We start from the raw sequence: 26,546 nt of genomic DNA, 5'->3' as shown, positions 1-26,546 counted from the left end.
AGGTTAAATAAAAATATCAGGCCGCGACCTGCACCATGCCGTCCACAACCCGGCTAGTGAAATGCGCGACGCTGCGGCTGTCATCTTCCAGGCAGTAACCGTCGTGCAGGCGGAAATGTTGTTTTTTTAACGGGCTGGCGACCCACAGCTCACCCTGATGTTCGGCAATCAGACCGCGTGACAACACGCTGGCCTGGGCGAAGGGATCAATATTACTGATGGCAAACACCTGTTCGTCGGCGCTGGGGCGGAAAATCGCCACCTGCTGATCGCCGAGCAGGGCACACACGCCGGTGCCGGGCAGAATATCGGTGATGGCGCAAAGGGTTGTCCACTGGCTCATACGTTGTTCTCCTCGGTTTCCAGCAGGGTGACGGGAATGCGTTCATCCGGACGTGCCGGCCGGTGCTGTTCGCGCTCGGCGACCACCTGTACGTTAGGATCGCGCAGGCTGCTGTTGATAAAGTGGGCGAAGCGCACCTGGGTTTCAGGATGCTCCAGGGTTTCTTTCCACTCGCAGACCACCGCGTCGCGCAGGCGGGCGATCTCGGCTTCCAATTGGTCGTTGATCCCCAGTTTGTCGTCAACTATCACCTTACGCAGATAATCGATGCCGCCTTCCAGGCTTTCCAGCCATACCGAGGTGCGTTGCAGCTTATCGGCGGTGCGGATATAGAACATCATAAAGCGATCGAGATAGTGCTCCAGCGTCTCGCGGTCGAGATCGGCTGCCAGCAGGTCGGCATGGCGTGGTTTCATCCCGCCGTTACCGCAAACGTACAGGTTCCAGCCGTTTTCGGTTGCGATAATACCGACGTCTTTGCCCTGGGCTTCGGAGCATTCGCGGGTACAGCCGGAAACGCCAAACTTCATTTTGTGCGGGGTGCGAATGCCTTTGTAGCGGTGTTCCAGTTTGACGCCAAAACCGACGCTGTCACCGACACCAAAGCGGCACCAGGTGCTGCCGACGCAGGTTTTGGACATGCGCAGCGCCTTGGCGTAGGCGTGGCCGGTTTCAAAACCGGCGGCAATCAGTTTGCTCCAGATGGCCGGCAGGTCGTCTTTCTGCGCGCCGAACATGCCGATGCGCTGGGAACCGGTCAGTTTGGTGTAAAGGTTATATTCCTTGGCGATCTGGCCAACGGCCATCAACCCTTCCGGGGTAATTTCACCGCCAGGGGAACGCGGGATCACCGAGTAGGTGCCGTCTTTCTGAATATTGCCGAGGAAGTTGTCGTTGGTGTCCTGCAGTGGCGTATGTTGCGGCTTGAGAATGTACTCATTCCAGCAGGAGGCCAGCAGCGAGCCGACGGTCGGTTTACAGACTTCGCAACCGTAGCCCTTGCCGTATTTGGCCAGCAGTTCGTCGAAGGATTTGATGCCTTCGACGCGGATCAGGTGGTACAGCTCCTGACGCGAATAAGCGAAGTGTTCGCACAGGTGGTGGTTCACCTCGATGCCCTGTTTGCTCAATTCGGCGTTCAGCACCTGGGTGATCAGCGGAATACAGCCGCCGCAGCCGGTACCGGCCTTGGTTTCTGACTTGAGCGCGGCCACGGTATGGCAACCCATGCCGACCGCTTTGATGATGTCGCCTTTGCTGACGTCGAAGCAGGAACAGATTTGCGCGCTTTCCGGCAGTGAGTCGACGCCGATGGCCGGTTTACTGCCCGCATGTGCCGGCAGGATCAGGCCATCCGGATTTTCCGGCAGTTCGATGGCGTTCAGTGCCAGTTGCAGCAGGTTACCGTAGTCGCTGGTGTCGCCCACCAGTACCGCGCCCAGCAGGGTTTTGTTGTCGGCACTGACCACGATGCGCTTATAAACTTCTTTGCTCTCGTCCAGATAAACGTAGCTGCGTGCGCCTTCGGTGCGGCCGTGGGCATCACCGATACCGCCGACGTCGACGCCCAGCAATTTCAGCTTGGCGCTCATGTCGGCACCCAGGAAGGTGTTTTCACGGCCCAGCAGATGGTCGGCGGTGACCTGCGCCATTTTATAACCCGGTGCTACCAGACCGAAGGTACGCTCACGCCATGAGGCACATTCGCCGATGGCGTAAACGTCCGGATCGGAGGTCTGGCAACTGTCGTTAATCACGATGCCGCCACGACGGGCGGTAGCCAGACCGCACTGGTGAGCCAGTTTGTCCTGGGCGCGGATGCCGGTGGAGAAGACGATAAAGTCCACTTCCAGCGCGGTGCCATCGGCAAACTGCATGGTTTTGCGCGCCTGTTCACCGCCGTTGACGATTTCCTGCGTGTTTTTACCGGTATGGACTTTGACGCCCATGCGTTCAATCTTGCGGCGCAGTTGATCGCCGCCCATTGGATCGAGCTGTTCGGCCATCAGTACCGGCGCAAACTCGATGACGTGAGTTTCAACCCCGAGGCTTTTCAGCGCCCCGGCGGCTTCCAGCCCCAGCAGGCCACCACCGACCACCGCACCGCGTTTGCTGCGGCGGGCGCAGGCTTCGATGGCGTTCAGATCTTCAATGGTGCGGTAAACGAAACAGTCCTGGCTTTCGGAGCCTTTAATCGGCGGGATCCACGGATAAGAGCCGGTAGCCATGATCAGCTTGTCGTAGTAGACGGTGCGGCCGGTATTGGAGTGAATGACTTTCTCGCTGCGGTTAATGGTGATGGCGCGTTCGCCGACCAAAACCTTCACGCCCTGCTTCTCGTAAAAGCCTTCACGTACCAGTGAAAGTTCTTCGGCGGTGTGGTGGGAGAAATAAGAAGAAAGGTGTACGCGATCGTAGGCGATGCGCGGTTCTTCGCAAAATACGGTGATGTCGAATTGGTCTTTGTCTGCTTTTTCCAACAGATCTTCGATAAACCGGTGGCCGACCATGCCATTGCCGATGACAGCAAGTTTGACTCTGCTCATTATTGCCTCAAAATTCTGGTTTCCTAGCGTTACCTTATTCCTCCCTGTGGGCAATTTATTGATGCAAATCAAGCGCTCCTCCATATACCTCTAATGTGGTATATCGATGATTTTTATCGTTATTTGATAAGTTGCGGTTTTTATTCATCTTTAGCTGAAACGAGCCAGTTAATGCGAATTCTACCCATTCGGGAGTAACAGGGGCTTTAATAAATTATTGGTGGCTTTGTCAGTCTGATCCGCTGCCAGTATGATGAATGAAACAGGCTGGAACAGCAGAGGTGAAGGGTGGCCAAGAGTCCATTGAAGTTTATCGATAACCTGCGTCTGAGCGGGCATGAAGGGCTGTGGCAATTGGCCATTGAGCAGGGGCACATCGCCCATATCGTGCCGCAGCCGGAAGGGCTGGAATGGCGCAGCGATGTGCTGGATGCGCAGGGTGGGCTGGCGCTGCCGGCGTTTGTCGAACCGCATATCCATCTCGATACCACCCAGACCGCCGGGCAACCGGCCTGGAACCAGTCGGGCACCCTGTTTGAAGGGATTGAGCGCTGGGCAGAGCGCAAGGCGCTGCTGACCCACGAGGATGTCAAACAACGCGCCTGGCAGACGCTGAAATGGCAGATTGCCAACGGCGTGCAGTACGTGCGTACCCACGTTGACGTTTCTGACCCGACCCTGACCGCGCTACGTGCGATGCTGGAAGTAAAACAGGAAGTCGCACCCTGGGTAACGCTGCAAATCGTCGCTTTTCCACAGGAAGGCATTATGTCTTATCCCAACGGCGAGGCGCTGTTGGAAGAGGCACTGCGGCTGGGGGCCGATGTGGTGGGGGCTATTCCGCACTTTGAGTTTACGCGTGAGTACGGTGTGGAGTCATTGCACAAGGCGTTCGCCCTGGCGCAGAAATACGATCGGCTGGTGGATGTTCACTGTGATGAGATAGACGACGAACAGTCGCGTTTTGTCGAAACCGTGGCGGCGTTGGCGCTTAAGCTGGATATGGGGGCCAGAGTCACCGCCAGCCATACTACGGCGATGCATTCCTACAATGGGGCTTACACCTCACGGTTGTTCCGCCTGCTGAAAATGTCAGGCATCAACTTTGTCGCCAACCCGCTGGTGAATATTCACCTGCAGGGTCGCTTCGACAGCTACCCGAAACGGCGTGGCATCACCCGGGTGAAGGAGATGCTGGAGGCGGAAATTAACGTCTGCTTCGGCCATGATGATGTGTTCGATCCCTGGTATCCGCTGGGCACTGCCAACATGCTACAGGTGCTGCATATGGGGCTGCATGTGTGTCAACTGATGGGATACGGCCAGATCGACGACGGGCTGAAACTGATCACCAGCCACAGTGCGCGCACTCTACATCTGACCGACTATGGCCTGACGGCGGGCAACAGTGCCAACCTGGTGATATTGCCGGCCGATAGCGGCTTTGATGCGGTGCGCCGCCAGACGCCGGTACGTTATTCGATACGTCAGGGCTCAGTGATTGCCGAAACCCAGCCGGCAGAAACCACGCTGTATTTGGCTCAGGATGAGAAAGTGGATTTCCGGCGTTGAGGCCGGCTGCAACTCTATTTTCTTTTGTTGCCAAAGCCTTATGACGCTTTGTTTTTAATCATTACGCAACACATCTACGTAGGCCTGATAGACGTAGCTTTTGCCTCTTAGTCGGCCGGTCGTCTCCAGCAGTATCCCTGCATTTTCCAGTGCTTTGATGGCAGCGTTGGCAGTAGGGAAGGAGACGGCTAACTCCGCCTGAGCCCGTTCCACCGTTAATTTTGGCATTGTGGGTAATAGCTCAAAAAGGCGCAGTGTTTGTAATGTACTTGATGCCGTCCCGAGAATTTTTTTCCTGTCAGCCGCGATTAACGATGCTATCTGAATAATGCTTTGCTGTGCTTCCTCTGCCGCTATTTCAACGCCTTTGAGAAAGAAAGCCACCCAGGATTCCCAATCCCCATGGCTGCGGATTTCGGATAAACAACGATAGTATTCAGTCTGATGGGCCTTCAGATACCCCGATACATACAATAATGGTTCAGGGAGAAGCTTCGATGTTTCCAGTAACATGGCGATGAGTAGACGACCGATGCGGCCATTGCCATCAAGAAAGGGGTGGATGGTTTCAAACTGGGCATGTGCCAAAGCTATCTTCACCAGTGGTGGCAAGGTAGTTTTGTCATCATGTATAAACATCTCAAGATCTGCCAGCAAATGGGCAACATTTTCTGGTGGTGGTGGGACATACGCCGCATTGCCTGGGCGTGAACCGCCAATCCAGTTCTGACTGGTGCGTAGATTGCCCGGCTGCTTATTTGCACCGCGAACGCCATCCAGCAGAACTTTGTGGGCTTGGGTGAGCAAGCGGACTGATACAGGTAATCCAGTTGGAGAGAGTATCTGTTCACGGACAAATTTGAAGGCTTGTAGGTACCTGGTGACCTCCTCGACGTCATTCGCATTGGTCACAGACAACCCTGCTTCTTCATCAAAAACATCTGTCAGCGTCGCCTGAGTCCCTTCAAGCTGAGAAGTGAGCAACGCCTCACGTCGTATTGCACTGTAGATGAGCCACTCACCGGATGTTACCAGGCCTGTCATACCTGATAGCCTGGCCAGAGCAAGTTCAGCACGGTGATTGAGTTGCTGATAGGACTTGACGTCAAGGTCAGGGGCAGAGGGCGGTAAAGGCACAGGCACAAAGGCATTAACGGTTTCATGATGGCTCTGGGTTGTCACAAATCGGCCAGATGTACGCTTCATTAAACACTCCTTTAATAAGACTGCACATTATTAAACTACTCTTTAATAACATGAGCGCTCGTTAAAAGTCTTTTTAATTAATGGGGGGCCGTGATGACGAGTGGCAAAGCGCTTATGGGGGACGGGTTTTTTCTATCCGTCAACGCATAAAAAAATCCGGTGAGCGGGCCCACCGGATTTTGATTTCTTGGCAAAGGTTCTTTTTATGCCGCGTTAGCAGATCAGTTGGTTACGTGGCCGTGGCTGCGGTGCTTGGTGACGAAACCGAGCAGTAGACACATTACGAACACCGCCAGGTACAGACCATTGGCGGTAGTCAGCGCCGCGTGTGCGCCGCCTTTGGCTACGATTGGGCCGGTGACCACGAAGGTCAGCATGGTGCCGATGGTGCCGCAGGTCAGGATGAAGTTAACCAGTTTCGGTGAGGAAACCTTGGTCTGCAGCGAGCCCAGCGTGATCAGCGTGGTGTAGATCGCGCTGGAAACGAAGCCCAGAGCCATAATGTAGTAGCCCAGGTGTTCCGGATTATCGGTGCTGACAAACAAGTACATCGCACCGGTCGCCAAAGCAGCCAGAATAGTGACGATGCGCTGCAAATCGAAGAAGCGCAGGATAAAGCTGAACACCCACATGCCGATCATGTACGAGGTCCAGAAATCACTCACCAGCTTGCCGGCCTGGCTGATATCCATCCCGAACGACTTGGTGGCGTATTCCGGCACCCACTGAATGAAACCCAGCTGACCGAGGATGTAGCACAGTGCGGCGATCGACAGGAACAGCACGCCGATACCCCATTTTTCTTTCACCACCGGCTGCCCGGCGTCGGCGCCTTTGTTGCCCAGTACCGGGAACTCGGAGAACAGGGCCAGCACAAAGATACCTACGTACAGCAGGCCGATGCAGGCGTACACCCAGTACCAGCCGATCTGGCGCGCCAGCAGCATCGCGGCAACAATCGGGAAGATCATCCCGGCCATGCTGAAGAAGGAGTCAGTGAACAGCAGACGCGAACCGCGTTGACGGCCGGCATACATATGGGTGATCAGGAAGGTGCCTATCGACATGGTGATACCGCTGACCACGCCAAGGATAAACATGCACAACGAAAACATGGTCAGGCTTTTGCCGAGCATCAGTCCGGCAATAGCCAGCACCATCAGCACAAAGCCAAACATCAATTGACGTTTCAGCGGGATGATTTCCATCAGCCAGGCATTGAGGAAGATCGAAATCAAAATACCGGCGTTAAGGAAGGTAAAAGTATTACTCATGCTGGAAACCGGCAGATTAAAGTACTCTGCAATGTTCCCCATCACCATCCCTGTGACGATAACTAAAGCACCGGTCAGCGCGTAAGAAAAGTAGCTGATCCAGGTAAGCCGTAGACGGTTGCTGTCATTCATTATTTAGGCCTGATTAAGTCTATAAAGAGTTTAAAACTGGCATAAGGCCGCTGGCTTTTCCTGGCAAAAGCAGAAAAAAGTCCCGATCAGGCCACCAGGGAGCGGATCCTAGCACAGACAACGGGAGTTTTTGTGATGCCTATCTACTTTTTGATGCAATCAATGAGAGGTGTTGAAATATTTTTGTGATCTATTTGCTCGCCGTCACGATCGAGTCGCGGCTGATGACTGTCGGCGCAAAACTAACCGGTGGGGTAGCTGGGTCAATCAGCAGGCGTGCGGCATATTGCGCCATTTCGGTAATCGGGAAATGTACGCTGGTCAGCGCCGGGCGGACAAAGGGCGCGCGCTCACCGCTGTCGTAACAGATCAGCGAGATATCTTGCGGCACCCGCAGGCGGTGTTCGTTGACGGCCAGCAGTGCGCCGATAGCCATCTCTTCATTGCAGCAGTAGATGGCGGTGGGCAGGGTTTTCATTTTCAGCAATTGATCGGCGCAGCGATAACCGCTCTCCAAATCGTAAAGCCCTTCGGTGCAGGCGACCGGCTTGATATGCGCGGCCTGCATGGCCTGTTCAAAACCCTGCAGCCGCAAGAGACTGGAAGGACGGTCGCGTGGGCCGCTGATACAGGCGATGTGCCTGTGGCCGGCATCAATCAATTGTTGTGTTGCCATGCGGCTGGCGTACTGGTGATCGAAAGTGACGCAGTGCGCCTCCAGGCCGGGCACCAGACGATCGAGCAGCACAAAGCGACGTTGCTCCGCCGCCAGTTGGCGTAACTGATCATCGCTGAGGAAGCGGACGTGCAGGATCACGCCATCGCAACGCAGATTGAACAGCCGCTGGATCGCCTGCCATTCGTTTTCCGCACTGTTACGTCCCTGGGTCACCAGCAATTGCTTGCCGTGGGATTCTGCTTCGGTTTGCACAAAGTCCATCAGTGCGCCGAAGAAGCCACCGCGATAGGAGGTGGTGACCAGCCCAAGGGTATTGCTGTGGCTGGAGGCCAGCGCCCGGGCGGCCGGGTTGGGGGTATAGCCAAGTTGGGCTACCGCCTTTTCTACTTTTTCGCGGGTTTGCCCCTTAACGTTGGTATCGCCATTCACTACGCGTGACACGGTGGCGCGGGACACGCCCGCCAGGGCTGCGACATCTTCCAGTGTCACCATCATCCGACTCCTGATTACGACAAAAATGGGGTCGACGCAGCGACCCCTGTACATTAGGTATAGCAATGTATCAGCAACCGTGGTTGGCCCGACGGTTATTTGAACTGAGGCAGATAAGGCGCATTCACCGTCAGCACTTCATCCAACAGCGGCTGCGCCACATTGGCATTGCCGACCAACGGGTTAGTGACCAACGCCAGCAGGCCACTGCGGCGATCGCCGTGCACTGCGGCTTCGATGGTCAGGCGCTCATAGGCTTTCACCTGTTGGGTCAGCGCGTGCATGGAATCCGGCAGCGTGCCAAAGGTCAGCGGATGGGCACCCTGAGCATCGACGATACAGTTGGTTTCTATCACAGCGTCATCCGGTAAACCGCGAATAGCGCCACGGTTTGCGGTATTGACGACTAATTGCGTCCCGAGATTATTATGGATCGCACGGATTAGCTCCAGCGCCACTTCCGAATAATATGATCCACCGCGGAAACTTAACTGTTCCGGTTTGCTGTCGAGATGCGGATCGGCGTACAGCTCAAACAGCTCTTTCTCCACCTTCATCACCTGCTCGGCGCGGGTACCGCGTTCGGCCGCAGCGGCAATTTCCTCGGCCAGCATCTCTTTGGTCTGGTAGAAATAACGGTGATAGGGGCAGGGGATTGCCCCGACGGCGCGCAGGAAGTCCGGCTGCCAAGGTTCTTCCTTGATGTTGTTCATGGTCAGCGCCGCACCGTCACACAGCATGTCGATCACCTTGCCGGTGACGTCATGCCCGTTTTGCAGCACCTGATGTACCCACACCATATGGTTCAGTCCGGCGAATTGCAGCTGCACCTCTTGAGAAGGGACTTTCAGCATGTTGGCAATCATGTGATGCATGCTGATCGGCACGTTGCACAGGCCGATGATTTTCGCTTTGGTGTAGCGGGAGACTGCTTCGGTGACGATGCCGGCCGGGTTGGTGAAGTTGATGATCCAGGCGTCAGGTGCCAGTTTTTCTACCCGGCGTGCGATATCCAGCATCACCGGAATGGTGCGTAATGCCTTGGCGAAGCCGCCAACGCCGGTGGTTTCCTGGCCGATTAAATCGTATTTCAGCCCTAAACGCTCGTCGGCGGCGCGCGCCGGCAACTGACCAACGCGGAACTGGGTCAGGACGAAATTGGCGTCGCGAATGGCTTCATCCAGTTCGAAATGCACGCTGACTTTCACCTGCTCCAGCCCGTGGCGCGCCAGCATGCGTTCGGTCAGGGCGGCAATAATCTCGACCTTTTCACGGCCAGGCTCAACGTCCACCAGTGCCAGCTCGGTCACCGGCAGTTCTTCAATGCGTTGGATCAAACCATCGACCAATTCTGGCGTGTAGCTGCTGCCGCCGCCGATGACAGCGATTTTTAACGATTTCATGCGCGAACCTCCATCTGGGCCTGACGGCGGTATAGCTCAATCATGTCATCCGCCAGATCCTGGATCACCATGGCATTCATCAGATGATCCTGGGCATGAACGGTAATCAGGTTGATGGTCAGTTTGCCACAGCCTTCGTCCAGGCCGATCAGTTGGGTTTGGATCAGATGGGCCTTTTTTACCGACTGTTTGGATTCGGCCATGTGCTTGGCTGAAGCGGTAAAGTCGCCGGCACGCGCTTGTTGCAGCGCCATCAGCGCACTGCTGCGGGCGCCACCGGAGAACACCAGCAGCTCCATGATGGTGCTTTCAAAATCGGGGCTGATTTCAGTTTCAGTCATCAATTCACTCACATTATTTCTCCAATATTGCTCGGCAGTGGTGCCGGCTGACATTCATGATTCTTATCGTTGCGCCAAAATGAGAGCGCTCTCATTTATCTAGAGTAACGGGAATGGAAAATGAAACCGGGAGTTGTGTCGCAAAAAACGACCAAGGCGTAAAAAGGGCAAAAAATGCGTGATGCAGTTGGCAAAAAGGTCTAAGGCGATCATACTTTTGGCAGTAAAATCCGGGGCTGACTGAGATATGTCCCAGTATTACGTAAATATAGGTAAATGGCTGGCACTCGCAGGTGCAGCTCTTTAGAATCAAGGCGCTTTTCCGTTGTTTGTCTCTCAGAGAAAGGACCCGTTAATGTTCAAACGTACTTTAGTGACCTTCGTTGCGCTGTGTTCCCTGACAGCAATGGCACCTGCCGCGCTCGCCGCCGGCGAAACTCATGTCATGCTGACTACCTCGGCTGGGAATATCGAATTGGCGCTCGACAGTCAGAAGGCTCCGGTTTCCACCAAGAACTTCGTCGACTACGTGAACAGCGGCTATTACAACAACACCATTTTCCACCGTGTGATCCCGGGCTTTATGGTTCAGGGCGGTGGCTTTACTGCGGATATGCAGCAAAAATCCACCCAGGCACCGATCAAGAACGAAGCGGATAACGGCCTGCGCAACCTGCGCGGCACCATTTCGATGGCGCGTACTGCCGATAAAGACAGTGCCACCAGCCAGTTCTTCCTCAACGTGGCGGATAACGCCTTCCTGGATCACGGTCAGCGCGATTTCGGCTATGCGGTATTCGGTAAAGTGGTCAAAGGCATGGACGTGGTAGATAAAATCTCCCAGGCACCGACCGGCAACGTCGGCCCGTACCAGAATGTTCCGAGCAAACCTATCGTCATTCTGTCAGCGAAAGTGCTGCCATAATGATTTTGCGCCGGCCCCAGGTGGGCCGGCTGCGTTGCTTTCCCCGGAAGCCTTGCCTGCATCACTGTTTTTTCCTCCTTCACATGCTTTAATCGCCAGCTTATAACCAGACCGGAAACCCGGCGTTCTGCATCTGTTTTGTTAAGGGATGAGCTGCTGCCATGTTTGAATTTAACCAGGTTCTGCTGCTGTTGCAGCAGATGTGCGTTTATCTTGTCATTGCTTATTTACTGAGCAAAACCCCGTTATTCATTCCGCTGACGCAGGTGACCATTCGCCTGCCGCACAAGCTATTGTGCTACGTGATTTTCTCGGTGTTCTGCATTATGGGCACCTATTTCGGTCTGCATGTTGAAGGTTCTATAGCCAACACCCGCGCTATCGGTGCCGTATTGGGCGGGCTGCTGGGCGGGCCTTCGGTGGGGCTGCTGGTGGGGCTGACTGGTGGTCTGCACCGTTATACCCTGGGCGGCATGACCGATATCGCCTGCGCGGTATCAACCGTGGCGGAAGGACTGGTGGGCGGACTGGTGCATAGCATCGCCATGCGTCACCGACGTATCGACCTGCTGTTTAATCCGCTGTTTGTCGCCGGAGTCGCGCTGGTGACCGAAGTGCTGCAAATGGTGATTATCCTGGCTATTGCCCGCCCGTTCGATGAGGCGCTGCGGTTGGTGGAACATATCGCTTTGCCGATGTTGATCGCTAATACGGTGGGGGCCGCGATGTTCATGCAAATCCTGCTGGACAGGCGAGCGATGTTCGAGAAGTACACCGGTGCGTTTTCCGCCAAGGCGCTGAAGATTGCCGAACGTACCGAAGGGATCTTGCGGCAGGGGTTTGATCAGGAAAACAGCATGAAGGTGGCGCGAGTGATCTATCAGGAGCTGGGTATCGGCGCCGTAGCGATAACCGACCGCGATAAACTGCTGGCGTTTATCGGCATCGGTGACGATCACCACCTGCCGGGCACGCCGATTTCATCAAAACACTCGCACCGTGCGATCGACAACAACGAAGTGGTCTACGCGGACGGCAATGAGCACTCCTACAGCTGCTCGATTAACTCCAGTTGCAAACTGGGCTCGACGCTGGTGATCCCGCTGCGCGGTGAGAATCAGCGGGTGATCGGCACCATTAAACTGTATGAACCGAAGAGCCGGTTGTTCAGTACCATCAACCGTACGCTGGGGGAAGGTATCGCCAGCCTGTTATCCGCACAGATTATGGCCGGTCAGTATGAGCGCCATAAACAGCTGCTGGCGCAGTCAGAAATCAAATTACTGCATGCGCAGGTCAATCCGCACTTCCTGTTTAACGCCCTGAATACGCTGGTGGCGGTGATCCGCCGTGACGGTGACCGGGCTTGTGAGTTGGTGCAAAACCTTTCGACCTTTTTCCGCAAGAATCTCAAGCGTTCCGGTGATGAGGTCAGCCTGGCGGACGAGCTGGAACACGTGAATGCTTACCTGCAAATCGAACTGGCGCGCTTTGCCGATCGGCTGGAAGTCGTGGTTTCATTGCCGCAAGAGCTGTTGGCCGTGCGGTTACCGGCATTTTCATTGCAACCGATCGTAGAGAATGCCATCAAGCATGGCACTTCGCAGTTACTGGGCGTGGGGCGGATTGATATCGGTGCGCGGCGCGAAGGGGAGTGCTTGCTGCTGCAAGTGACCGACAACGCCGGATTATTCCAATCGCAACCGAACAACAGTGGGCTGGGGATGAACCTGGTGGATAAACGTATCCGCGTGCGTTATGGCGACGCTTATGGCATTCAGGTGGCCTGCGAGCCACAAACATTCACCCGCATTACCATCAACGTTCCCCTGGCGAGGGCTGCCTGATGCTCAACGTACTGATTGTCGATGACGAACCTTCTGCACGCGATAACCTGCGGCATTTGCTGGAGGCTGAAGAAGGCATTTCCATTGTTGGCGAATGCGCCAATGCGATAGAGGCCATTAGCGGGATCCATCGCCTGCAGCCGGACGTGGTGTTTTTGGATATCCAGATGCCGCGCATCACCGGGCTGGAGATGGTAGGCATGCTCGATCCCAACCGGATGCCGCATATCGTCTTTCTGACCGCCTATGATGAATATGCGGTGCAGGCCTTTGAAGAGCATGCGTTTGACTACCTGCTGAAGCCGGCGGAACCGAAGCGGCTGAGTAAAACGTTGCAGCGCCTGCAGCAGCAACGCGGGCAGCAGAACATCGCTGCGCTGGATGAAAGCGCCGGCTACCTGAAATACATTCCCTGCACCGGCCACAGCCGCATCTATTTGCTGCGCTTTGACGAGGTGGTGGCTATCCGTTCGCGGCTGAGTGGGGTGTTCGTGGTGCGCAATGACGGCATGGAGTGCTTTACCGAGCTGACGCTGCGCACGCTGGAAATGCGAACGCCGCTGGTACGCTGCCACCGCCAGTATCTGGTTAATCTGGAGCAGGTGCGCGAGATTCGCTTTGATGACAACGGCGCAGCGGAAATGATCATGCCGGTCGGTGACCCGGTACCGGTCAGCCGTCGCTACCTGAAAGCGCTGAAAGAAGAGCTGGGGCTGCGTGGTTGATTAGTTTTTTGTTTGCTCTAACCAGCCATAACTTGTTAGACCCAATGGATTTCAAGTTGCAGCTAGGCGGCCAGGGCGAGAATCCCCAGGAGCTTACTTCAGTAAGTGACTGGGGTGAGCGCATGCAGCCAACAACGCTGCAGCTTGAAAGACGAAGGGGATATGCGGTCGGCAATTGCGGGGTTCATCTACTTTAGCTTCACGATATTTCCTTATCGTATTACCGCATCGATTTTTCCCTGCGTTCGGTGAAATAAACCTCAACATCCTCATCATCAACGATTCTTCCTTCATGAAGCGCTTTCCGGCTTAATTCCACTTTTTCTTGTAGCCATTGTTCGTATTCTTTTTGTTGAGATTGGCGACTAACAAAATCCCGCATGAAATCCCGTAACAGTTGAGATGCAGTACGATCTGCCGCTTTTGCCGCGCTGGCGAAAGCCATTTTTAATTCATCATCCACTCGGATCACCACGGTAGATTCAGACATGGTATGTACCTCGTATATACAGCGTCTTGCTTACTATATCACTGCTGTTTTATTGTTCAAGCCGACCGTAATCGGCTAACCCTGTGTTAAGCGGAATCCTAAATTCATTCTCCCGCGAGCAGGTTGGTCGCTAGGTTTTTGTTTGTCCTTGACGGGGTTACGCCACGCTTATAGCTTTATTGACATCCACTGGCGCTTTTCGCGCCACGTCAGCGTCCAAGGAAAAGAAAATGAGTGAAGCACGGATTATTGCCAAAGCGATGAAAGACGGGAAACCCGAACAGGATCTGGTGATTTTGCCTGCATTGGCCAACCGCCATGGTCTGATCACCGGTGCAACCGGGACCGGTAAAACCGTTACGCTGCAAAAAATGGCCGAGCAATTCTCGCGTATCGGCATTCCGGTATTTTTGTCCGACGTGAAAGGTGACCTGTCGGGGATTGGTGCCGAAGCCGTGCCCTCCGAGAAACTGCAGGCACGCCTGACGGCCATTGGCGTCACTGACTGGCAGCCGCAGGCCTGTACCATTATTCCGTGGGACATTTACGGTGAGAAGGGCCACCCGATCCGCGCCACCGTGTCTGATTTGGGCCCGCTGCTGCTAGGCCGCTTGCTGGATCTGAACGAAGTGCAAAGTGGCGTGCTGCAGTTGGTATTCAAAATTGCCGACGATAACGCACTGCTGCTGTTGGACATGAAAGATCTGCGTGCCATGGTGCAGTACGTAGGTGACAACGCCAAACAGTTCCAGACTCAATACGGCAACATTTCTTCGGCTTCGGTGGGCGCTATCCAGCGTGGGCTGTTGACGCTGGAAGAGCAGGGTGCCAACCAGTTCTTCGGCGAGCCGATGCTCGACATCAACGACCTGATGAAAACCGATACCAATGGCCACGGGGTGATTAACCTGCTGGCGGCGGACAAACTGATTAATCAGCCGAAGCTGTATTCGGTGTTCCTGTTGTGGCTGCTGGCCGAACTGTTCGAACACCTGCCGGAGGTGGGCGATCCGGAACAGCCAAAGCTGGTGTTCTTCTTTGATGAAGCACACCTGCTGTTCAACGATGCGCCTGCGGCACTGCTGACTAAAATCGAACAAGTGGTGCGCCTGATCCGCTCCAAAGGCGTCGGCATCTACTTTGTGACCCAGAACCCGCTGGATATCCCGGACAGCGTGCTCGGTCAGCTAGGCAACCGCGTACAGCATGCGTTGCGTGCTTTTACTCCTCGTGACCAGAAGGCGGTGAAGGCGGCGGCACAAACCATGCGTGCCAATCCGGCCTTTGACGCCGAAACGGCGATCACCGAACTGGGCGTCGGCGAGGCGCTGGTGTCGTTCCTGGATGAGAAAGGGCGGCCAAATGTGGTGGAGCGGGCGATGGTGATCGCGCCGGAATCCAAGATGGGCATGCTGGGTGCTGATGGACTGAACAGTGCAATCAACAAGTCACCGCTATATGGCCGTTATGAGGACATGGTCGACCGCGAATCGGCTTATGAGAAGCTGTCGGCGCAGGGGTTCTCTACCGTTGGCACGCCGCAACCGGGTCAGCCGGCACAGCAATCGCAGGCACAGCAGCAGGCGGGCGGTGGCTTGATGGGCGGCCTGAACGATATTCTGTTTGGTTCCACCGGCCCGCGTGGTGGCAAGCGTGACGGTATCGTCCAGACCGCCGCCAAGAGCATGGCGCGTGACCTTGGCCGCCAGATCCTGCGTGGTGTGCTGGGGTCGATTATGGGCGGCCGCAAAAAGTAAGCTGAAATTATCGCTGGCGGCAGTATTGCAGGGGCGTTGTATAATGCACCGGTGTCAATCGGGGCGAGCCCCTTACCATGCTGTCCGTTGGAACCCCTATGCTGCTGCTAATCGATAACTACGATTCTTTTACCTATAACCTTTACCAGTACTTCTGCCAATTAGGCGCCGAAGTGCTGGTGAAGCGTAACGACGAACTGCAACTGGCCGATATCGAAAGGCTGGCCCCGCAGCATTTGGTTGTCTCTCCTGGCCCTTGCACCCCAAACGAAGCCGGCATCTCGCTGGCGGCTATCCGGCATTTCGCCGGTAAGCTGCCGATCCTTGGCGTTTGCCTGGGGCACCAGGCACTGGGGCAGGCCTTTGGCGCCAAGGTGGTGCGTGCCCGTGAGGTCATGCACGGTAAAACCTCGGCGATCCGCCATCTCGACCGCGGTGTTTTTCACGGACTGAACAATCCGTTGACCGTGACCCGCTATCACTCGCTGGTGCTTGAGGCCGCTACTTTGCCGGACTGTTTTGAAGTGACGGCCTGGAGCGAGCGCGACGGCATACGCGATGAGATTATGGGGATCCGCCACCGCCAACTGGCGCTGGAAGGGGTGCAGTTCCACCCGGAGAGTATCCTTAGCGAGCAGGGCCACCAGCTGTTGGATAATTTCCTTAAAAGTTAATCGGTTAGGTTTTTTTTATTCGCGAAGACGATTTGCGTTTGCCCTTCATTGGTTTTTTATGCATATTTTGTGATTATATTTTCACTCAATCGCAACCAAAAGACTGAGTCACATTTAGGGTGGGCCCCATAATGACCGAAAAATCCGCAGTTAACCGCAGTACCTTTGACCAGGTTATCCTGCCTGTTTATGCACCCGCGCAGTTTGTTCCGATCAGGGGCAAAGGCAGCCGCGTGTGGGACCAGCAGGGGAAAGAGTATATCGATTTCTCTGGCGGCATTGCGGTGACGGCGTTAGGGCACTGTCACCCGGCTTTGGTCGAGGCGCTGAAACAGCAGGGCGAAACCCTGTGGCATACCAGCAACGTTTTCACCAACGAGCCGGCGCTGCGGCTGGCCACCAAGTTGATCAACGCCACCTTTGCCGACCGGGTGTTTTTCGCCAACTCCGGTGCAGAAGCCAACGAAGCGGCCTTCAAGCTGGCTCGTCATTACGCCATTACCCGCCACAGCCCGTACAAAACCAAAATCATCGCGTTTTATAACGCTTTCCACGGCCGCACGCTGTTCACCGTCTCGGTGGGCGGGCAGGCCAAGTATTCCGATGGTTTTGGGCCAAAACCGGCTGACATCGTGCATGTGCCATTCAACGATTTGGCGGCGGTGAAAGCGGTAATGGACGACCATACCTGTGCGGTGGTGATGGAGCCGATCCAGGGGGAAGGGGGCATTACTCCGGTTAATGCCGAATTCCTCAAGGGGGTACGCGAGCTGTGCGACAAGCACCAGGCACTGCTGGTATTCGACGAAGTGCAGAGCGGCATGGGGCGCAGCGGCAAGCTGTTCGCCTATATGCACTATGGTGTGACGCCGGACATTCTCACCACGGCCAAAGCGCTTGGCGGCGGGTTCCCGGTCAGCGCCATGCTGACTACCGAGGAGATTGCCTCGGTGATGCAGGTCGGTACCCACGGCACCACTTATGGCGGTAATCCACTGGCTTGTGCGGTGGCGGAAGCGGCGCTGGACGTGATTAATACGCCGGAAGTGCTGAGCGGCATTGAGTTGCGTCATGGATTATATGTGCAGGCGTTAAAGAAAATTGGCGAGAAGTACGGTATTTTCAGCGATATTCGCGGCATGGGCCTGCTGATTGGGGCTGAATTAACGCCGCAATACCACGGCAAGGCGCGCGATTTCCTGACCGCCGCTGCCGCACGTGGGCTGATGATCCTCAATGCCGGGCCAAATGTGATCCGCTTTGCCCCTTCGCTGGTGGTGGAAACCCAGGACATCGACCAAGGCATGGCGCTGTTTGAATTGGCGGTGCAGGACGTGATTAACGCTTAATTTGTTGCATGGATAACCGGGCGCCATAGGGCGCCCTTATTGATCGCGCAGTTTGCGTTTCAGCCAGATGCCATGATGTGGGCGCTGGCTCCAGGCCAATGACGAGATGGTATGCATGACGCTCAGGTGCGACAGAATACGTCGCAGGTGGCGTTCCATTTCGGTAATCGGCATATCCGGGTGTAAATCCGGCTGCTGCATAATGCTGTTGCCACTGCTCGGCCCGTCGTATTCCAGCCGCTGCTGACAGCTTTGCAGCGCGATCTCGCAAGATTGCAGATACTCCTCCGCCAGCTTTGGCGTCAGCATATAGTGCTCGCGCGCCAGGATGGTCATCGCATTCAGATGCTCGACAATAAACTGGCTGTGCGTCACCCACAGGCGCATATCCGCCAGATAGTTCGATTCAAACCCCGGTTCCTGCATGGCCTGATTTAGCGAGGTGAACAATGCATTGTGCGCCTGATTGACCTGCATGCGTGCGTAGGCCAGTGCGCTGGGATCCGGTTCTTGCTCTTCCAGTAACAGGCGTAATGCCTGCTGATCGTTCTCCAGTGCCTGATGGGCATTCTTGCGCAGCAGCCCGCTTTGCCACTGCGGCCATAGCCAGATGGTGCTGCCGAACACCAGCACGCAGCCAATCAGAGTGTCGATCAGCCGCGGTACCAGGAAATTAGTGCCGTTTAGCGCCAGCAACTGCAGGGTGTAGACCGCCGTCACCGTAAAACCTATTACCGCCAGCCCGTAATTTTTACGCGACACCAGATAGGCCAGCAGCGTAATCACCAGCATCACGCCCAGGGTCTCGGCTTCGGGCAGTTGTAATTGCAGCAGACCGGCGGCGATCACCAGCCCGGCCAGGGTTCCGAGCGCACGGTGCTGGATGCGCACCCGGGTGGCATTGTAGCCGTTCTGGCTCACCAGCATGATGGTGAGCAGGATCCAGTAGGGTTTCGGCAGGTTGAAAATCATCCCCAGGCTGCTGCCCGCCGCCAGCGTGACGCCTAATCGTGCCGCATTGCGCAGGGCATTGGATTTGAACGACAGATAACTGACCAGCGCCGGCCAAAACGGCAGGCGGTTTTGATTGGCCATCAGGTCACGCCGGTAGAGTGGATGCTGGGTACGCAGCAGACGGGCGATGCGGCTGAAGTGGTAGTAGCAGAACTGCCCAACCGGATTATCCGGGTGCTGCGCGGCCACTTTTTCCAATGCCAGCAGTTCATGGTCCATTTTGAAGCGCTGCGAATGCTGGTGGTAGAGAATATCGTGCGCCACCGTACGTAGCCGACCGGCAATCACTTGTGCGTTGCGGCGGATAATCGCTTCGGCCTGACTCTGTTCTACCAGCTTTTGTACCTCTTCCGGCAGATGCAGGCTGACGGTGATATGTTCCTGCAAATCCAGCGCGACCTGAAAGGTACGTTGCAGACGTTTTTGTTCGAGGTTGCTGGCGTGCGGCAGAAAGTTCAGTTGCTGATACAGCAGGGTGATCAGATCCATCACTTTTTGCTGACGTACCAACAACGGCGGTAACGCGGTCTGTGGATCGGTATGCTGAGTGAGCAGTGAGTATTTGGCTTCGAAGTAGTCCGCCAACTCCAGATAGAGCTGATTGAGCGACTCGCGCATCGGCTGCTCTTTCCACAGCTTGAACCAGAACCAGGTGAACAGCCCGTACCAGGCGGTGCCGACCACATATAACAGCGGCGCATGCCAAAGCGGTACCGAACCGGCCATGCTGAGGGAGAAGATGGCGGCAACCAGCGCAGCAGGCAGCAGACGGGCGTGTAGCGGACTTATTTCACCGTTGACGCCGAGCAGCAGCGCCAGGCCAAGCATCAGTATCGGCAGCGGCAACTGCCATAACAGAGCTTGCTGCAGCAACAAACTGCTGAATGCAAACAGTGAACCGCCGACGATCAGGCGTTTGAAAAAACGTTTGTGGGGCGTGTCCAGCCCGGCGATGTTACAGCAGGCGGGAACCAGCGAAAATAACAGGCCGTATTGCAGTTGGCCGATCAGCAGGCCAAGCAGTACCGGCAGGCAAAGCACCAGCGTTTGCCGCAGTGCGTAATTAACTTCCGGGTGGTAGATCAGTCGGCGCCACATGATGACTCGGGGCATAAAAAAACGGCGCGAACATCGCGCCGTTTTTTCAGTGATTAACGCGTGCCGTAAACGACAATGGTTTTGCCGTGGGCGGAAATCAGGTTTTGATCTTCCAGCATTTTCAGAATGCGACCAACGGTTTCACGTGAGCAACCGACGATCTGGCCAATTTCCTGGCGGGTAATTTTAATCTGCATGCCGTCCGGGTGGGTCATGGCATCAGGCTGTTTCGCCAGGTTCAGCAGGGTTTGCGCGATGCGGCCAGTAACGTCCAGGAAAGCAAGGTTACCCACTTTCTCAGAGGTGATCTGCAGACGGTTTGCCATCTGAGCTGACAGACGCATCAGGATATCCGGGTTAACCTGAATCAACTGGCGGAATTTCTTATAGGAAATTTCAGCCACTTCACAGGCGGTTTTCGCCCTAACCCAGGCGCTACGCTCCTGACCTTCTTCAAATAATCCAAGCTCGCCGATGAAATCCCCCTGGTTAAGGTAGGACAGGATCATCTCTTTACCTTCTTCATCCTTAATCAGCACCGCGACGGAGCCTTTGACGATGTAGTAAAGCGTTTCGGCTTTTTCACCTTGGTGAATCAGCGTACTTTTGGATGGATATTTGTGGATATGGCAATGAGACAGGAACCATTCGAGAGTAGGGTCTGTTTGCGGTTTGCCGAGAACCATTCGCTGTTATCCTCTGTTGTTATCGCTGCCTTGTGTCACAGGGGTCAGAGTTCCCTGTAAAACGTGCTGTCGCCGTTCTTTTAATGGTGGCTGGCAGCAGGTTTTGAGGCGTGTCATAAATATACGCTGTCGCCCTAGCATATTAATTTGCCGGGAGAGCTGCAAGCTACATTCTGTTAACATACCGGTAAAGGAGCCTTTCCCTGGGAGTTTCCCTGAAATCAGTGTCCCGGAAAGATTTATTGCGGCTCTGTTTGTAGCACAGAGTGAGGCGGGTGTCTTGTGTTGTCTCGCTTCAGCATGATTAGCATCAGGTTCCGTTGCCAGTTTCTATGCGAAAGCGTAGTGTGATTTTAAGAAATTAACCGGAGTGACCAGTATGCAGGCAAGAGTTAAGTGGGTAGAAGGGTTGACGTTTCTGGGGGAATCCGCGTCTGGCCATCAGGTGCTGATGGACGGTAACGCCGGGGATAAAGCCCCCAGCCCAATGGAAATGGTACTGATGTCGGTGGGGGGCTGCAGCGCGATAGATGTGGTGTCGATCCTGCAAAAAGGACGTAACGATGTGCGCGACTGCGAGGTGAAATTAACCTCTGAGCGGCGTGAGGAAGCGCCACGACTGTTTACCCATATCAACCTGCATTTCATCGTCACCGGTAAAGATTTAAGTGACAAAATTGTTGAGCGCGCGGTGAATCTTTCCGCCGAGAAGTACTGCTCGGTGTCATTGATGCTGAGTAAGGCCGCCAGCGTGACCCACAGCTTTGAGATCCGCGCGGTGTCCTGATGGGGAAAGGGGCGCGGCCCGTTGCCGCGCTCCGGTAAGTTATTCGATTTTTTTGCCTTCCAGCAGTTGCTGCACCAGCGGCGCCATAATCAACTCCATTGCCAGCCCCATTTTGCCGCCCGGCACCACCAGCGTATTGATATGCGAGATAAAAGATCCCTGCAGCATCGCCAGCAGATACGGGAAATCGATCTGATCCAGGCCACGGAAGTGGATCACCACAAAGCTCTCGTCCAGCGAGGGGATCGCCTTGGCAGCGAACGGGTTGGAGGTATCTACCGTCGGTACCCGCTGGAAGTTGATATGGGTGCGCGAAAACTGCGGCGTGATGTAGTTGATATAGTCTTCCATCGAACGCACTACCGAATCCATCACCGCTTCACGGGAGTGGCCGCGCTCGCCGGTATCGCGGATTAACTTTTGGATCCATTCCAGGTTAACGATAGGCACTACCCCGACCAGCAAATCGACATGTTTGGCCACGTCGTTGTGCTCGGTCACGACGCCGCCGTGCAGCCCTTCATAAAACAGCACGTCGGTCGGTGCCGGTAAGGCTTCCCATGGGGTAAAGGTCCCCGGTACCTGGTTATAGGGCACCGCTTCATCGTAGGTGTGCAGATACTTGCGTGAACGGCCGGTGCCGTTGGTGCCGTACTCGCTAAAGCTTTGTTGCAGCAGGCCAAAGTCGTTGGCCTCGGGGCCGAAATAGCTGATATGACGGCCGAGATCGCGCGCTTTGCGGATCGCCGCGTCCATTTCCGGCCGGGTATAGCGGTGGAAACTGTCGCCTTCCAGCTCCGCTGCGCGGATGTTCAACTGCTGAAAGATTTTACGGAACGCCACGCTGGTGGTGGTGGTGCCAGCGCCGCTGGAGCCGGTCACTGCGATAACGGGATGTTTGGCGGACATGGTGATGGGTCACTCCGTGTTGAATGCGCAGGCGTCAGATATGGTTATTGGTCTGTTTGACGCCCTTTCGCCAAGGGCAAAATTCCGCGCGTTGGTTTGCAATCCCTCATTGTTACCTGATTTTTTCCGTCAGTCATAGAACCGACAGGTACTAAATTTCTTCTTGCCCGGCGCGGAACTGCCCGCGCGGCATGATGTTGATGGTCTCATGCAGTTCTGACCACACCAGCAGTACCTCGCCGTTTTTCAGCTGGCGGCGCACGTCTTCCACTTTCTGTTCCAGCGAGCGCTCATGCTCGCCGTAGTCGGTTCCTTCGCGCAGCACAAAGGACTCGATCAGGCTATTGAGGGTTTCGGTTTCCAGTTCTTTCCAGGGGATGATCACTTGGTTGTTTCCAGATAAGGGGCAAGCCAGGATGGAATACGGTATTCCAGCCACATATGGGGTTTTTTCAATGTACCGCCGACAAAACCGACGTGACCACCAAACTCGGTCAACTGATATTCAATGTTGTGCGGCAGCGTAGCGGTCTCGGGGATCACTGCGTCGGTCATAAAAGGATCGTCCTTGGCATGGATGATCAACAGCGGCGTTTGGATCGCCGGCAACAGCGGCAGGGCGCTGCAACGGCGGTAATAATCGGTGGCATCGCTAAAGCCATGGATGCGCGAGGTAATGGCATCATCAAAGTCGCGGATCCGGCGCAATGCCTTGAGCTGCGGCAGCTTGAGCGGCAGGGTATCAGGGTAGTGCAGCAGTTTGCGGGTGGCGTTCTGTTTCAACTGCCCGAGCAGGTAGTGCTGATAAACCCGTGAGAAGCCTTGATCCATCCGCCATGAGCAGGGTTCCAGCATCAGTGGCGCAGAAACCACCACCGCCGCCTGCAGCAGACTGTCGGCGCCCTGCTGTGCCAGATAACAGGCCAGCATGTTGCCGCCGAGCGAGACGCCAACGGCAGCGGTGGGGGCTTCTCCGTAGGTAGTACGCAGCCACTGGAGGAAGAAGCGCGCATCTTCCGTTTCACCGGAATGGTAGATGCGTTGCTTGCGGTTCGGGACGCCGCTGCAGCCGCGAAAATGCATCACCACCCCGAGCCAGCCTTTTTCACGCCAGGCGTTAAGCTGGCCGTGGGCGTAGGGGCTGTAGAAGCTGCCTTCCAGGCCGTGGAACAGCACCACGCGCGGCTTGCCGTCGGCCTGAGCCGGATCTTCGCTCCAAGCGAGATCGACAAAGTCGCCGTCGGGCAGTTCCAGCCGTTGCCAGTGGGGTTTCAACTGCACGCGGCGACGCACCAGCCGTGGCAGCAGTGTCTGCAGATGGGGATTACTGGCCCCGATCAACGGGCGAAAGGATTCATGCATAGCTTGAATTAAATTCTTATTGGCAACTATTGTGGGATGATTAGTGCGCTGTTAGCTTCACTAGCCTGAGTTAACAATAATACTGCAAAAAATGACCTGGGTGAGGAGCGCCCGCCTGATGGATGCGAGTTTATTTCTTTCGATGTTAGGTTTTCTGTGGGTTGCCGCGATCACACCCGGCCCCAACAATATGTTACTGACCACTTCCGGCGCCAACTTTGGCTTTATGCGTTCACTGTTGCTGATGATTGGCATCATGCTTGGCATGCAAAGCATTCTGCTGTTGGTGGCGTTCGGCGTTGGTAGCCTGATTCTGGTTTATCCGGCGCTGCATCTGGTGCTGAAAATTCTCGGTAGCCTGTATCTGCTGTGGCTGGCATGGAAAGTGGCTACCGCCGCTTATGAAAAGCTGGAAACTGACGTGGCACCGCCCAAACCGATACGGCTGTATCAGGGCTGGCTGTTGCAGTTCCTTAATCCCAAGGCCTGGTTGATGGCGCTGGGCGCGGTGGCCAGCTTTAGCCTGGCGGGTGATAAGTATAACAGCTCGATTATGGCGATCTCACTGGGCATTTTCGTGGTGAACATCATTGCCGGCGTGATTTGGCTGGGATTTGGCACGGTGATTGGCCGTCTGCTGCGCAGCAAAAAGGCCTGGATCATCTTTAACGTTTCTATGGGGTTGCTCACCGCGGCCTGTGTATTACTGATCTGGCATTAAGGGATTGCGAATGGCAGAAAATTACTTCCATATTGCGGCTTTCACCGGTGAAGGATTGCGTGGCAACCCGGCCGGTGTCTGCCTGCTGCAACAGCCGTTGTCGGCTGCGGAGATGCAGGCGATCGCTAATGAGCTGAGCCTGCCGGAAACCAGCTTTGTCTGGGACGACGGCGATATGTCGGCCATCCGCTGGTTCACGCCCCAGCGCGAAGTCGACTTGTGCGGTCATGGCACGCTGGCGGCGGCACACGTGATGTTCAGCGTGGTGAACCCGGCGCTGCAGGATATTCGTTTCCGCTCGGCGAGCGGCGACTTGTACGTTAAACGCGACGCCGAAGATGGCGAACGCCTGGTGCTGGATTTCCCGTCCCGACCACCGCTGAAGGTTGTGGAACCTGAAGGGTTGGCGGCGTTGCTGGGCGCTAATCCGCAGGAAGTGTGGCAGGCCAATGCGCTGTTGGTGGTATTGGAAAACGAAGCGCAGGTCAGGGCATTACAGCCGGATATCCCGGCACTGATTGCCCTGGTCGGCCGGGCGGTGATTGTCAGCGCGCCGGGTGAGACGGCGGATTTTGTCTCGCGCTATTTTACCCTCGACGGCAGCGAAGACCCGGTGACCGGCTCCGCACACTGCACGCTGATGCCATACTGGAGCGCTCGTCTTGGGCGCCATCAGCTGCGCGCACGGCAGATTTCGGCGCGTGGCGGAGAGTTGTTCTGTGAGCAGAAAGGCGATCGCACCTTGATTGGTGGCTATGCGCACACGTTTTTGCGTGGGGAAATAAATCTCTGAGGGTCCGCAGCATCGACGATGCTGCGGAGGCGCGCTTACTTGAAGCCGTCGGTTTTCAGCAGGCTATTAAGCAGGCTTAAATCCGTGCTAAACGCCAGCGTATCGTTTTCCAACAGTTGTGCGTGTTTTTGCCGGAAGGCCGAGTGCAGAGCATGCAACATATCGATGCTTTGTTGGTCAATAGCCTCAGCATTGCCGTGCATTTCCAACTGGCCGGAAAGCTTGTTACTTTTCTCTAATAATGCCGTGATGGCTGGCAAATAGCGCTCCAGAAACTCGGAGCCTGGTTTGACATCATTAGGATCATCCATCATGCATTGCTGAATCAGACGGGCATATTTAATGATGCCGTCCAGTTCCGATTGAAAGATCTGCGGGAGGCGTTGTTCCGACTCCAATTGGCTTATTGCTTGTTCGTATGGGGGGCTATCCCCATTTTGCCAGTTTGTTATTGGTGCTGCCTGATCGTCAGGAAGCGGGGTGCTGATGAGTTGTATATCCAGATACAGTTCCTTGAGCGTCTTTAGCGTATTAGCGAACATGTCCTCGATAGTGCTCATAATCTCGTAAAACGGATCGTCTTGTTCCGGATTTGGTTCCAGGTAATAGATTTCGTTGAACGTTTTTATGTGTACATAAAAAGTGGGTAGGGTCTTACGATAAAAGGTGCGAAGCGCAGACACATATTCGGCGGAGTTCAGCGGAGTTTCAAGGAGCCGCTCAGCATAGTAAATCAGTCCATATAATGAAGCTTGCAGTTCTGCCTTGCCACCCTCGCTTTTTTTCAATAATTCCAGAGTCTGACGATAAAGTTTTTTTTCAATCGATGAAAATTCAGTCACGTTTTCCCGGCTATACAGTGCGTAACGGGCATATAGTGCACCAACGGCTACAATCGCAAAAACGGCCAGATAATCACCGTGGTAAACCGACTGATAGACGCTGTTGTAACAAATAGTCGCCACTACCCATAACGCCACATACCAGAAGTACGAAAACTTCAGCGATCTTCGGTGCGTTACCACGTGCAGCAGGGTGTACAGGGAGGCGCTCCAGTAGATGAATGCAATACTGTCGCCGAAAGATAACCACAACAGACCAGCCAGCAATCCCCAGGCTAAATTGACCTGATCGTAAAGCAAACCCCGAAAAAGAATAGCTAAGCTGAGCCAACAGAACCATAGGGTGGAACCCTTGTCTTCAGCACCTTCAGGCAAGTTGGCAAGCACGGCTTGCATTTCCGGTGAGCTGTTTCCGTTCAGCATGAAGGTGATATAGATGGCACTGACAATACAAAGGCTGAATTGGATCAAAAATATCAGCCATTTGCGTTCTTCATACTTGGCTCTGAAGCCTGATACATCAACAAAATGATACATAATTCACGATCGTCCTGGGAGCAATGATTAACGAAGAACGGC

24 protein-coding genes are annotated in these 26,546 nt (G+C 55.1%); 10 read left to right on the top strand and 14 right to left on the bottom strand.

Annotation, left to right across the window (positions count from 1 at the left end; all coding sequences use genetic code 11):
* Positions 1–16 precede the first annotated feature (16 nt).
* Together nirD and nirB are read right to left on the bottom strand one after the other, a co-directional pair.
* Positions 17–343: a nitrite reductase small subunit NirD gene (nirD, locus tag E5C26_RS23120; protein ID WP_135318344.1), complete on the bottom strand. Its 327-nt coding sequence runs from the start codon at positions 341–343 to the stop codon at positions 17–19.
* Positions 340–2,889, bottom strand: a complete 2,550-nt coding sequence (nirB, locus tag E5C26_RS23115; RefSeq protein WP_135318343.1) for a nitrite reductase large subunit NirB — start codon at positions 2,887–2,889, stop codon at positions 340–342. Before nirB ends, nirD begins: the two co-directional genes overlap by 4 nt.
* Before the next feature lie 303 nt (positions 2,890–3,192).
* On the opposite strand from nirB, the gene E5C26_RS23110 reads away from it, so the two are divergent.
* On the top strand, positions 3,193–4,461 hold the full coding sequence (locus tag E5C26_RS23110; RefSeq protein ID WP_312847938.1) for a cytosine deaminase: 1,269 nt from the start codon (positions 3,193–3,195) through the stop codon (positions 4,459–4,461).
* A gap of 54 nt (positions 4,462–4,515) precedes the next feature.
* Here the strand turns inward: E5C26_RS23110 and E5C26_RS23105 are convergent, their stop codons facing one another.
* The 5 genes from E5C26_RS23105 to E5C26_RS23085 all read right to left on the bottom strand — a co-directional run bounded on the left by E5C26_RS23105 (position 4,516) and on the right by E5C26_RS23085 (position 9,988).
* Entirely contained in the window at positions 4,516–5,667 is a 1,152-nt protein-coding gene (locus tag E5C26_RS23105; RefSeq protein WP_135318341.1) for a Fic family protein, read from the bottom strand.
* A gap of 221 nt (positions 5,668–5,888) precedes the next feature.
* On the bottom strand, positions 5,889–7,073 hold the full coding sequence (gene tsgA, locus E5C26_RS23100) for an MFS transporter TsgA (protein WP_135318340.1): 1,185 nt from the start codon (positions 7,071–7,073) through the stop codon (positions 5,889–5,891).
* 190 nt (positions 7,074–7,263) lie between these two features.
* The gene (locus E5C26_RS23095; RefSeq protein ID WP_135318479.1) at positions 7,264–8,244 is read right to left on the bottom strand and encodes a LacI family DNA-binding transcriptional regulator; all 981 of its coding nucleotides are present in this window, start codon (positions 8,242–8,244) and stop codon (positions 7,264–7,266) included.
* 95 nt (positions 8,245–8,339) lie between these two features.
* A complete protein-coding gene (locus E5C26_RS23090) occupies positions 8,340–9,647 on the bottom strand; it encodes a 6-phospho-beta-glucosidase (RefSeq protein ID WP_135318339.1) in 1,308 nt (435 codons plus the stop codon).
* Positions 9,644–9,988 (bottom strand): PTS lactose/cellobiose transporter subunit IIA, encoded by a 345-nt coding sequence (locus E5C26_RS23085; RefSeq protein ID WP_135318338.1) that lies wholly within the window; start codon positions 9,986–9,988, stop codon positions 9,644–9,646. Before E5C26_RS23085 ends, E5C26_RS23090 begins: the two co-directional genes overlap by 4 nt.
* 355 nt (positions 9,989–10,343) lie before the next feature.
* Here E5C26_RS23085 and ppiA point away from each other — a divergent pair, with 355 nt between their 5' ends.
* From ppiA to btsR, 3 genes are all read left to right on the top strand, one after another.
* Positions 10,344–10,913 carry a peptidylprolyl isomerase A gene (gene ppiA / locus E5C26_RS23080; protein ID WP_012147266.1) on the top strand — a complete coding sequence of 190 codons (570 nt, stop codon included), beginning with the start codon at positions 10,344–10,346 and terminating at the stop codon, positions 10,911–10,913.
* 161 nt (positions 10,914–11,074) lie between these two features.
* Entirely contained in the window at positions 11,075–12,760 is a 1,686-nt protein-coding gene (locus E5C26_RS23075; RefSeq protein ID WP_135318337.1) for a sensor histidine kinase, read from the top strand.
* Entirely contained in the window at positions 12,760–13,485 is a 726-nt protein-coding gene (gene btsR, locus E5C26_RS23070; RefSeq protein WP_135318336.1) for a two-component system response regulator BtsR, read from the top strand. Before E5C26_RS23075 ends, btsR begins: the two co-directional genes overlap by 1 nt.
* Positions 13,486–13,705: 220 nt before the next feature.
* Here the strand turns inward: btsR and E5C26_RS23065 are convergent, their stop codons facing one another.
* Positions 13,706–13,975 (bottom strand): CopG family ribbon-helix-helix protein, encoded by a 270-nt coding sequence (locus E5C26_RS23065; RefSeq protein ID WP_135318335.1) that lies wholly within the window; start codon positions 13,973–13,975, stop codon positions 13,706–13,708.
* A gap of 230 nt (positions 13,976–14,205) precedes the next feature.
* On the opposite strand from E5C26_RS23065, the gene E5C26_RS23060 reads away from it, so the two are divergent.
* From E5C26_RS23060 to argD, 3 genes are all read left to right on the top strand, one after another.
* Positions 14,206–15,732 carry a helicase HerA-like domain-containing protein gene (locus E5C26_RS23060; RefSeq protein WP_135318334.1) on the top strand — a complete coding sequence of 509 codons (1,527 nt, stop codon included), beginning with the start codon at positions 14,206–14,208 and terminating at the stop codon, positions 15,730–15,732.
* Positions 15,733–15,830: 98 nt separating this feature from the next.
* Positions 15,831–16,406 (top strand): aminodeoxychorismate synthase component II, encoded by a 576-nt coding sequence (locus tag E5C26_RS23055; RefSeq protein ID WP_135318333.1) that lies wholly within the window; start codon positions 15,831–15,833, stop codon positions 16,404–16,406.
* A gap of 131 nt (positions 16,407–16,537) precedes the next feature.
* Positions 16,538–17,755, top strand: a complete 1,218-nt coding sequence (gene argD / locus E5C26_RS23050; RefSeq protein WP_135318332.1) for a bifunctional acetylornithine/succinyldiaminopimelate transaminase — start codon at positions 16,538–16,540, stop codon at positions 17,753–17,755.
* A 36-nt stretch (positions 17,756–17,791) separates the two neighbouring features.
* Here the strand turns inward: argD and E5C26_RS23045 are convergent, their stop codons facing one another.
* Together E5C26_RS23045 and crp are read right to left on the bottom strand one after the other, a co-directional pair.
* Positions 17,792–19,867 carry a YccS/YhfK family putative transporter gene (locus E5C26_RS23045; RefSeq protein ID WP_135318331.1) on the bottom strand — a complete coding sequence of 692 codons (2,076 nt, stop codon included), beginning with the start codon at positions 19,865–19,867 and terminating at the stop codon, positions 17,792–17,794.
* 53 nt (positions 19,868–19,920) lie between these two features.
* On the bottom strand, positions 19,921–20,553 hold the full coding sequence (crp, locus tag E5C26_RS23040) for a cAMP-activated global transcriptional regulator CRP (protein WP_004718520.1): 633 nt from the start codon (positions 20,551–20,553) through the stop codon (positions 19,921–19,923).
* A 379-nt stretch (positions 20,554–20,932) separates the two neighbouring features.
* Between crp and E5C26_RS23035 the strand changes: the two genes are divergently transcribed.
* The gene (locus E5C26_RS23035; protein WP_012147257.1) at positions 20,933–21,340 is read left to right on the top strand and encodes an OsmC family protein; all 408 of its coding nucleotides are present in this window, start codon (positions 20,933–20,935) and stop codon (positions 21,338–21,340) included.
* A gap of 39 nt (positions 21,341–21,379) precedes the next feature.
* Here the strand turns inward: E5C26_RS23035 and E5C26_RS23030 are convergent, their stop codons facing one another.
* The 3 genes from E5C26_RS23030 to E5C26_RS23020 form a co-directional block, all read right to left on the bottom strand.
* On the bottom strand, positions 21,380–22,249 hold the full coding sequence (locus E5C26_RS23030) for a phosphoribulokinase (protein ID WP_012147256.1): 870 nt from the start codon (positions 22,247–22,249) through the stop codon (positions 21,380–21,382).
* A gap of 151 nt (positions 22,250–22,400) precedes the next feature.
* Positions 22,401–22,634 (bottom strand): YheU family protein, encoded by a 234-nt coding sequence (locus tag E5C26_RS23025; protein ID WP_012147255.1) that lies wholly within the window; start codon positions 22,632–22,634, stop codon positions 22,401–22,403.
* Entirely contained in the window at positions 22,631–23,611 is a 981-nt protein-coding gene (locus E5C26_RS23020) for a hydrolase (RefSeq protein ID WP_135318330.1), read from the bottom strand. Before E5C26_RS23020 ends, E5C26_RS23025 begins: the two co-directional genes overlap by 4 nt.
* Positions 23,612–23,729: 118 nt before the next feature.
* On the opposite strand from E5C26_RS23020, the gene E5C26_RS23015 reads away from it, so the two are divergent.
* Both E5C26_RS23015 and E5C26_RS23010 read left to right on the top strand, forming a co-directional pair.
* Positions 23,730–24,332, top strand: a complete 603-nt coding sequence (locus tag E5C26_RS23015; protein WP_135318329.1) for a LysE family translocator — start codon at positions 23,730–23,732, stop codon at positions 24,330–24,332.
* Positions 24,333–24,342: 10 nt separating this feature from the next.
* The gene (locus tag E5C26_RS23010; protein WP_135318328.1) at positions 24,343–25,125 is read left to right on the top strand and encodes a PhzF family phenazine biosynthesis protein; all 783 of its coding nucleotides are present in this window, start codon (positions 24,343–24,345) and stop codon (positions 25,123–25,125) included.
* Positions 25,126–25,160: 35 nt separating this feature from the next.
* Here the strand turns inward: E5C26_RS23010 and E5C26_RS23005 are convergent, their stop codons facing one another.
* Positions 25,161–26,504, bottom strand: coding sequence for a hypothetical protein (locus tag E5C26_RS23005; RefSeq protein WP_135318327.1), 1,344 nt, complete (start codon positions 26,502–26,504; stop codon positions 25,161–25,163).
* Positions 26,505–26,546: the final 42 nt, after the last annotated feature.

The sequence above is a fragment of the Serratia proteamaculans genome, assembly GCF_004684015.1.
In the GTDB taxonomy this organism is placed as follows: domain Bacteria; phylum Pseudomonadota; class Gammaproteobacteria; order Enterobacterales; family Enterobacteriaceae; genus Serratia; species Serratia proteamaculans_F.
Note: the sequence above shows the minus strand (reverse complement) of the source record. Positions and strands in the feature narration are given on the sequence as shown.

Bases quoted from the DNA above. Each gene is read 5' to 3' on its own strand.
- nirD (WP_135318344.1), bottom strand. From the start codon at position 343: ATGAGCCAGTGGACAACCCTTTGCGCCATCACCGATATTCTGCCCGGC.
- nirB (WP_135318343.1), bottom strand. From the start codon at position 2,889: ATGAGCAGAGTCAAACTTGCTGTCATCGGCAATGGCATGGTCGGCCAC.
- E5C26_RS23105 (WP_135318341.1), bottom strand. From the start codon at position 5,667: ATGAAGCGTACATCTGGCCGATTTGTGACAACCCAGAGCCATCATGAA.
- tsgA (WP_135318340.1), bottom strand. From the start codon at position 7,073: ATGAATGACAGCAACCGTCTACGGCTTACCTGGATCAGCTACTTTTCT.
- E5C26_RS23095 (WP_135318479.1), bottom strand. From the start codon at position 8,244: ATGGTGACACTGGAAGATGTCGCAGCCCTGGCGGGCGTGTCCCGCGCC.
- E5C26_RS23090 (WP_135318339.1), bottom strand. From the start codon at position 9,647: ATGAAATCGTTAAAAATCGCTGTCATCGGCGGCGGCAGCAGCTACACG.
- E5C26_RS23085 (WP_135318338.1), bottom strand. From the start codon at position 9,988: ATGACTGAAACTGAAATCAGCCCCGATTTTGAAAGCACCATCATGGAG.
- ppiA (WP_012147266.1), top strand. From the start codon at position 10,344: ATGTTCAAACGTACTTTAGTGACCTTCGTTGCGCTGTGTTCCCTGACA.
- E5C26_RS23075 (WP_135318337.1), top strand. From the start codon at position 11,075: ATGTTTGAATTTAACCAGGTTCTGCTGCTGTTGCAGCAGATGTGCGTT.
- btsR (WP_135318336.1), top strand. From the start codon at position 12,760: ATGCTCAACGTACTGATTGTCGATGACGAACCTTCTGCACGCGATAAC.
- E5C26_RS23065 (WP_135318335.1), bottom strand. From the start codon at position 13,975: ATGTCTGAATCTACCGTGGTGATCCGAGTGGATGATGAATTAAAAATG.
- E5C26_RS23060 (WP_135318334.1), top strand. From the start codon at position 14,206: ATGAGTGAAGCACGGATTATTGCCAAAGCGATGAAAGACGGGAAACCC.
- E5C26_RS23055 (WP_135318333.1), top strand. From the start codon at position 15,831: ATGCTGCTGCTAATCGATAACTACGATTCTTTTACCTATAACCTTTAC.
- argD (WP_135318332.1), top strand. From the start codon at position 16,538: ATGACCGAAAAATCCGCAGTTAACCGCAGTACCTTTGACCAGGTTATC.
- E5C26_RS23045 (WP_135318331.1), bottom strand. From the start codon at position 19,867: ATGTGGCGCCGACTGATCTACCACCCGGAAGTTAATTACGCACTGCGG.
- crp (WP_004718520.1), bottom strand. From the start codon at position 20,553: ATGGTTCTCGGCAAACCGCAAACAGACCCTACTCTCGAATGGTTCCTG.
- E5C26_RS23035 (WP_012147257.1), top strand. From the start codon at position 20,933: ATGCAGGCAAGAGTTAAGTGGGTAGAAGGGTTGACGTTTCTGGGGGAA.
- E5C26_RS23030 (WP_012147256.1), bottom strand. From the start codon at position 22,249: ATGTCCGCCAAACATCCCGTTATCGCAGTGACCGGCTCCAGCGGCGCT.
- E5C26_RS23020 (WP_135318330.1), bottom strand. From the start codon at position 23,611: ATGCATGAATCCTTTCGCCCGTTGATCGGGGCCAGTAATCCCCATCTG.
- E5C26_RS23015 (WP_135318329.1), top strand. From the start codon at position 23,730: ATGGATGCGAGTTTATTTCTTTCGATGTTAGGTTTTCTGTGGGTTGCC.
- E5C26_RS23010 (WP_135318328.1), top strand. From the start codon at position 24,343: ATGGCAGAAAATTACTTCCATATTGCGGCTTTCACCGGTGAAGGATTG.
- E5C26_RS23005 (WP_135318327.1), bottom strand. From the start codon at position 26,504: ATGTATCATTTTGTTGATGTATCAGGCTTCAGAGCCAAGTATGAAGAA.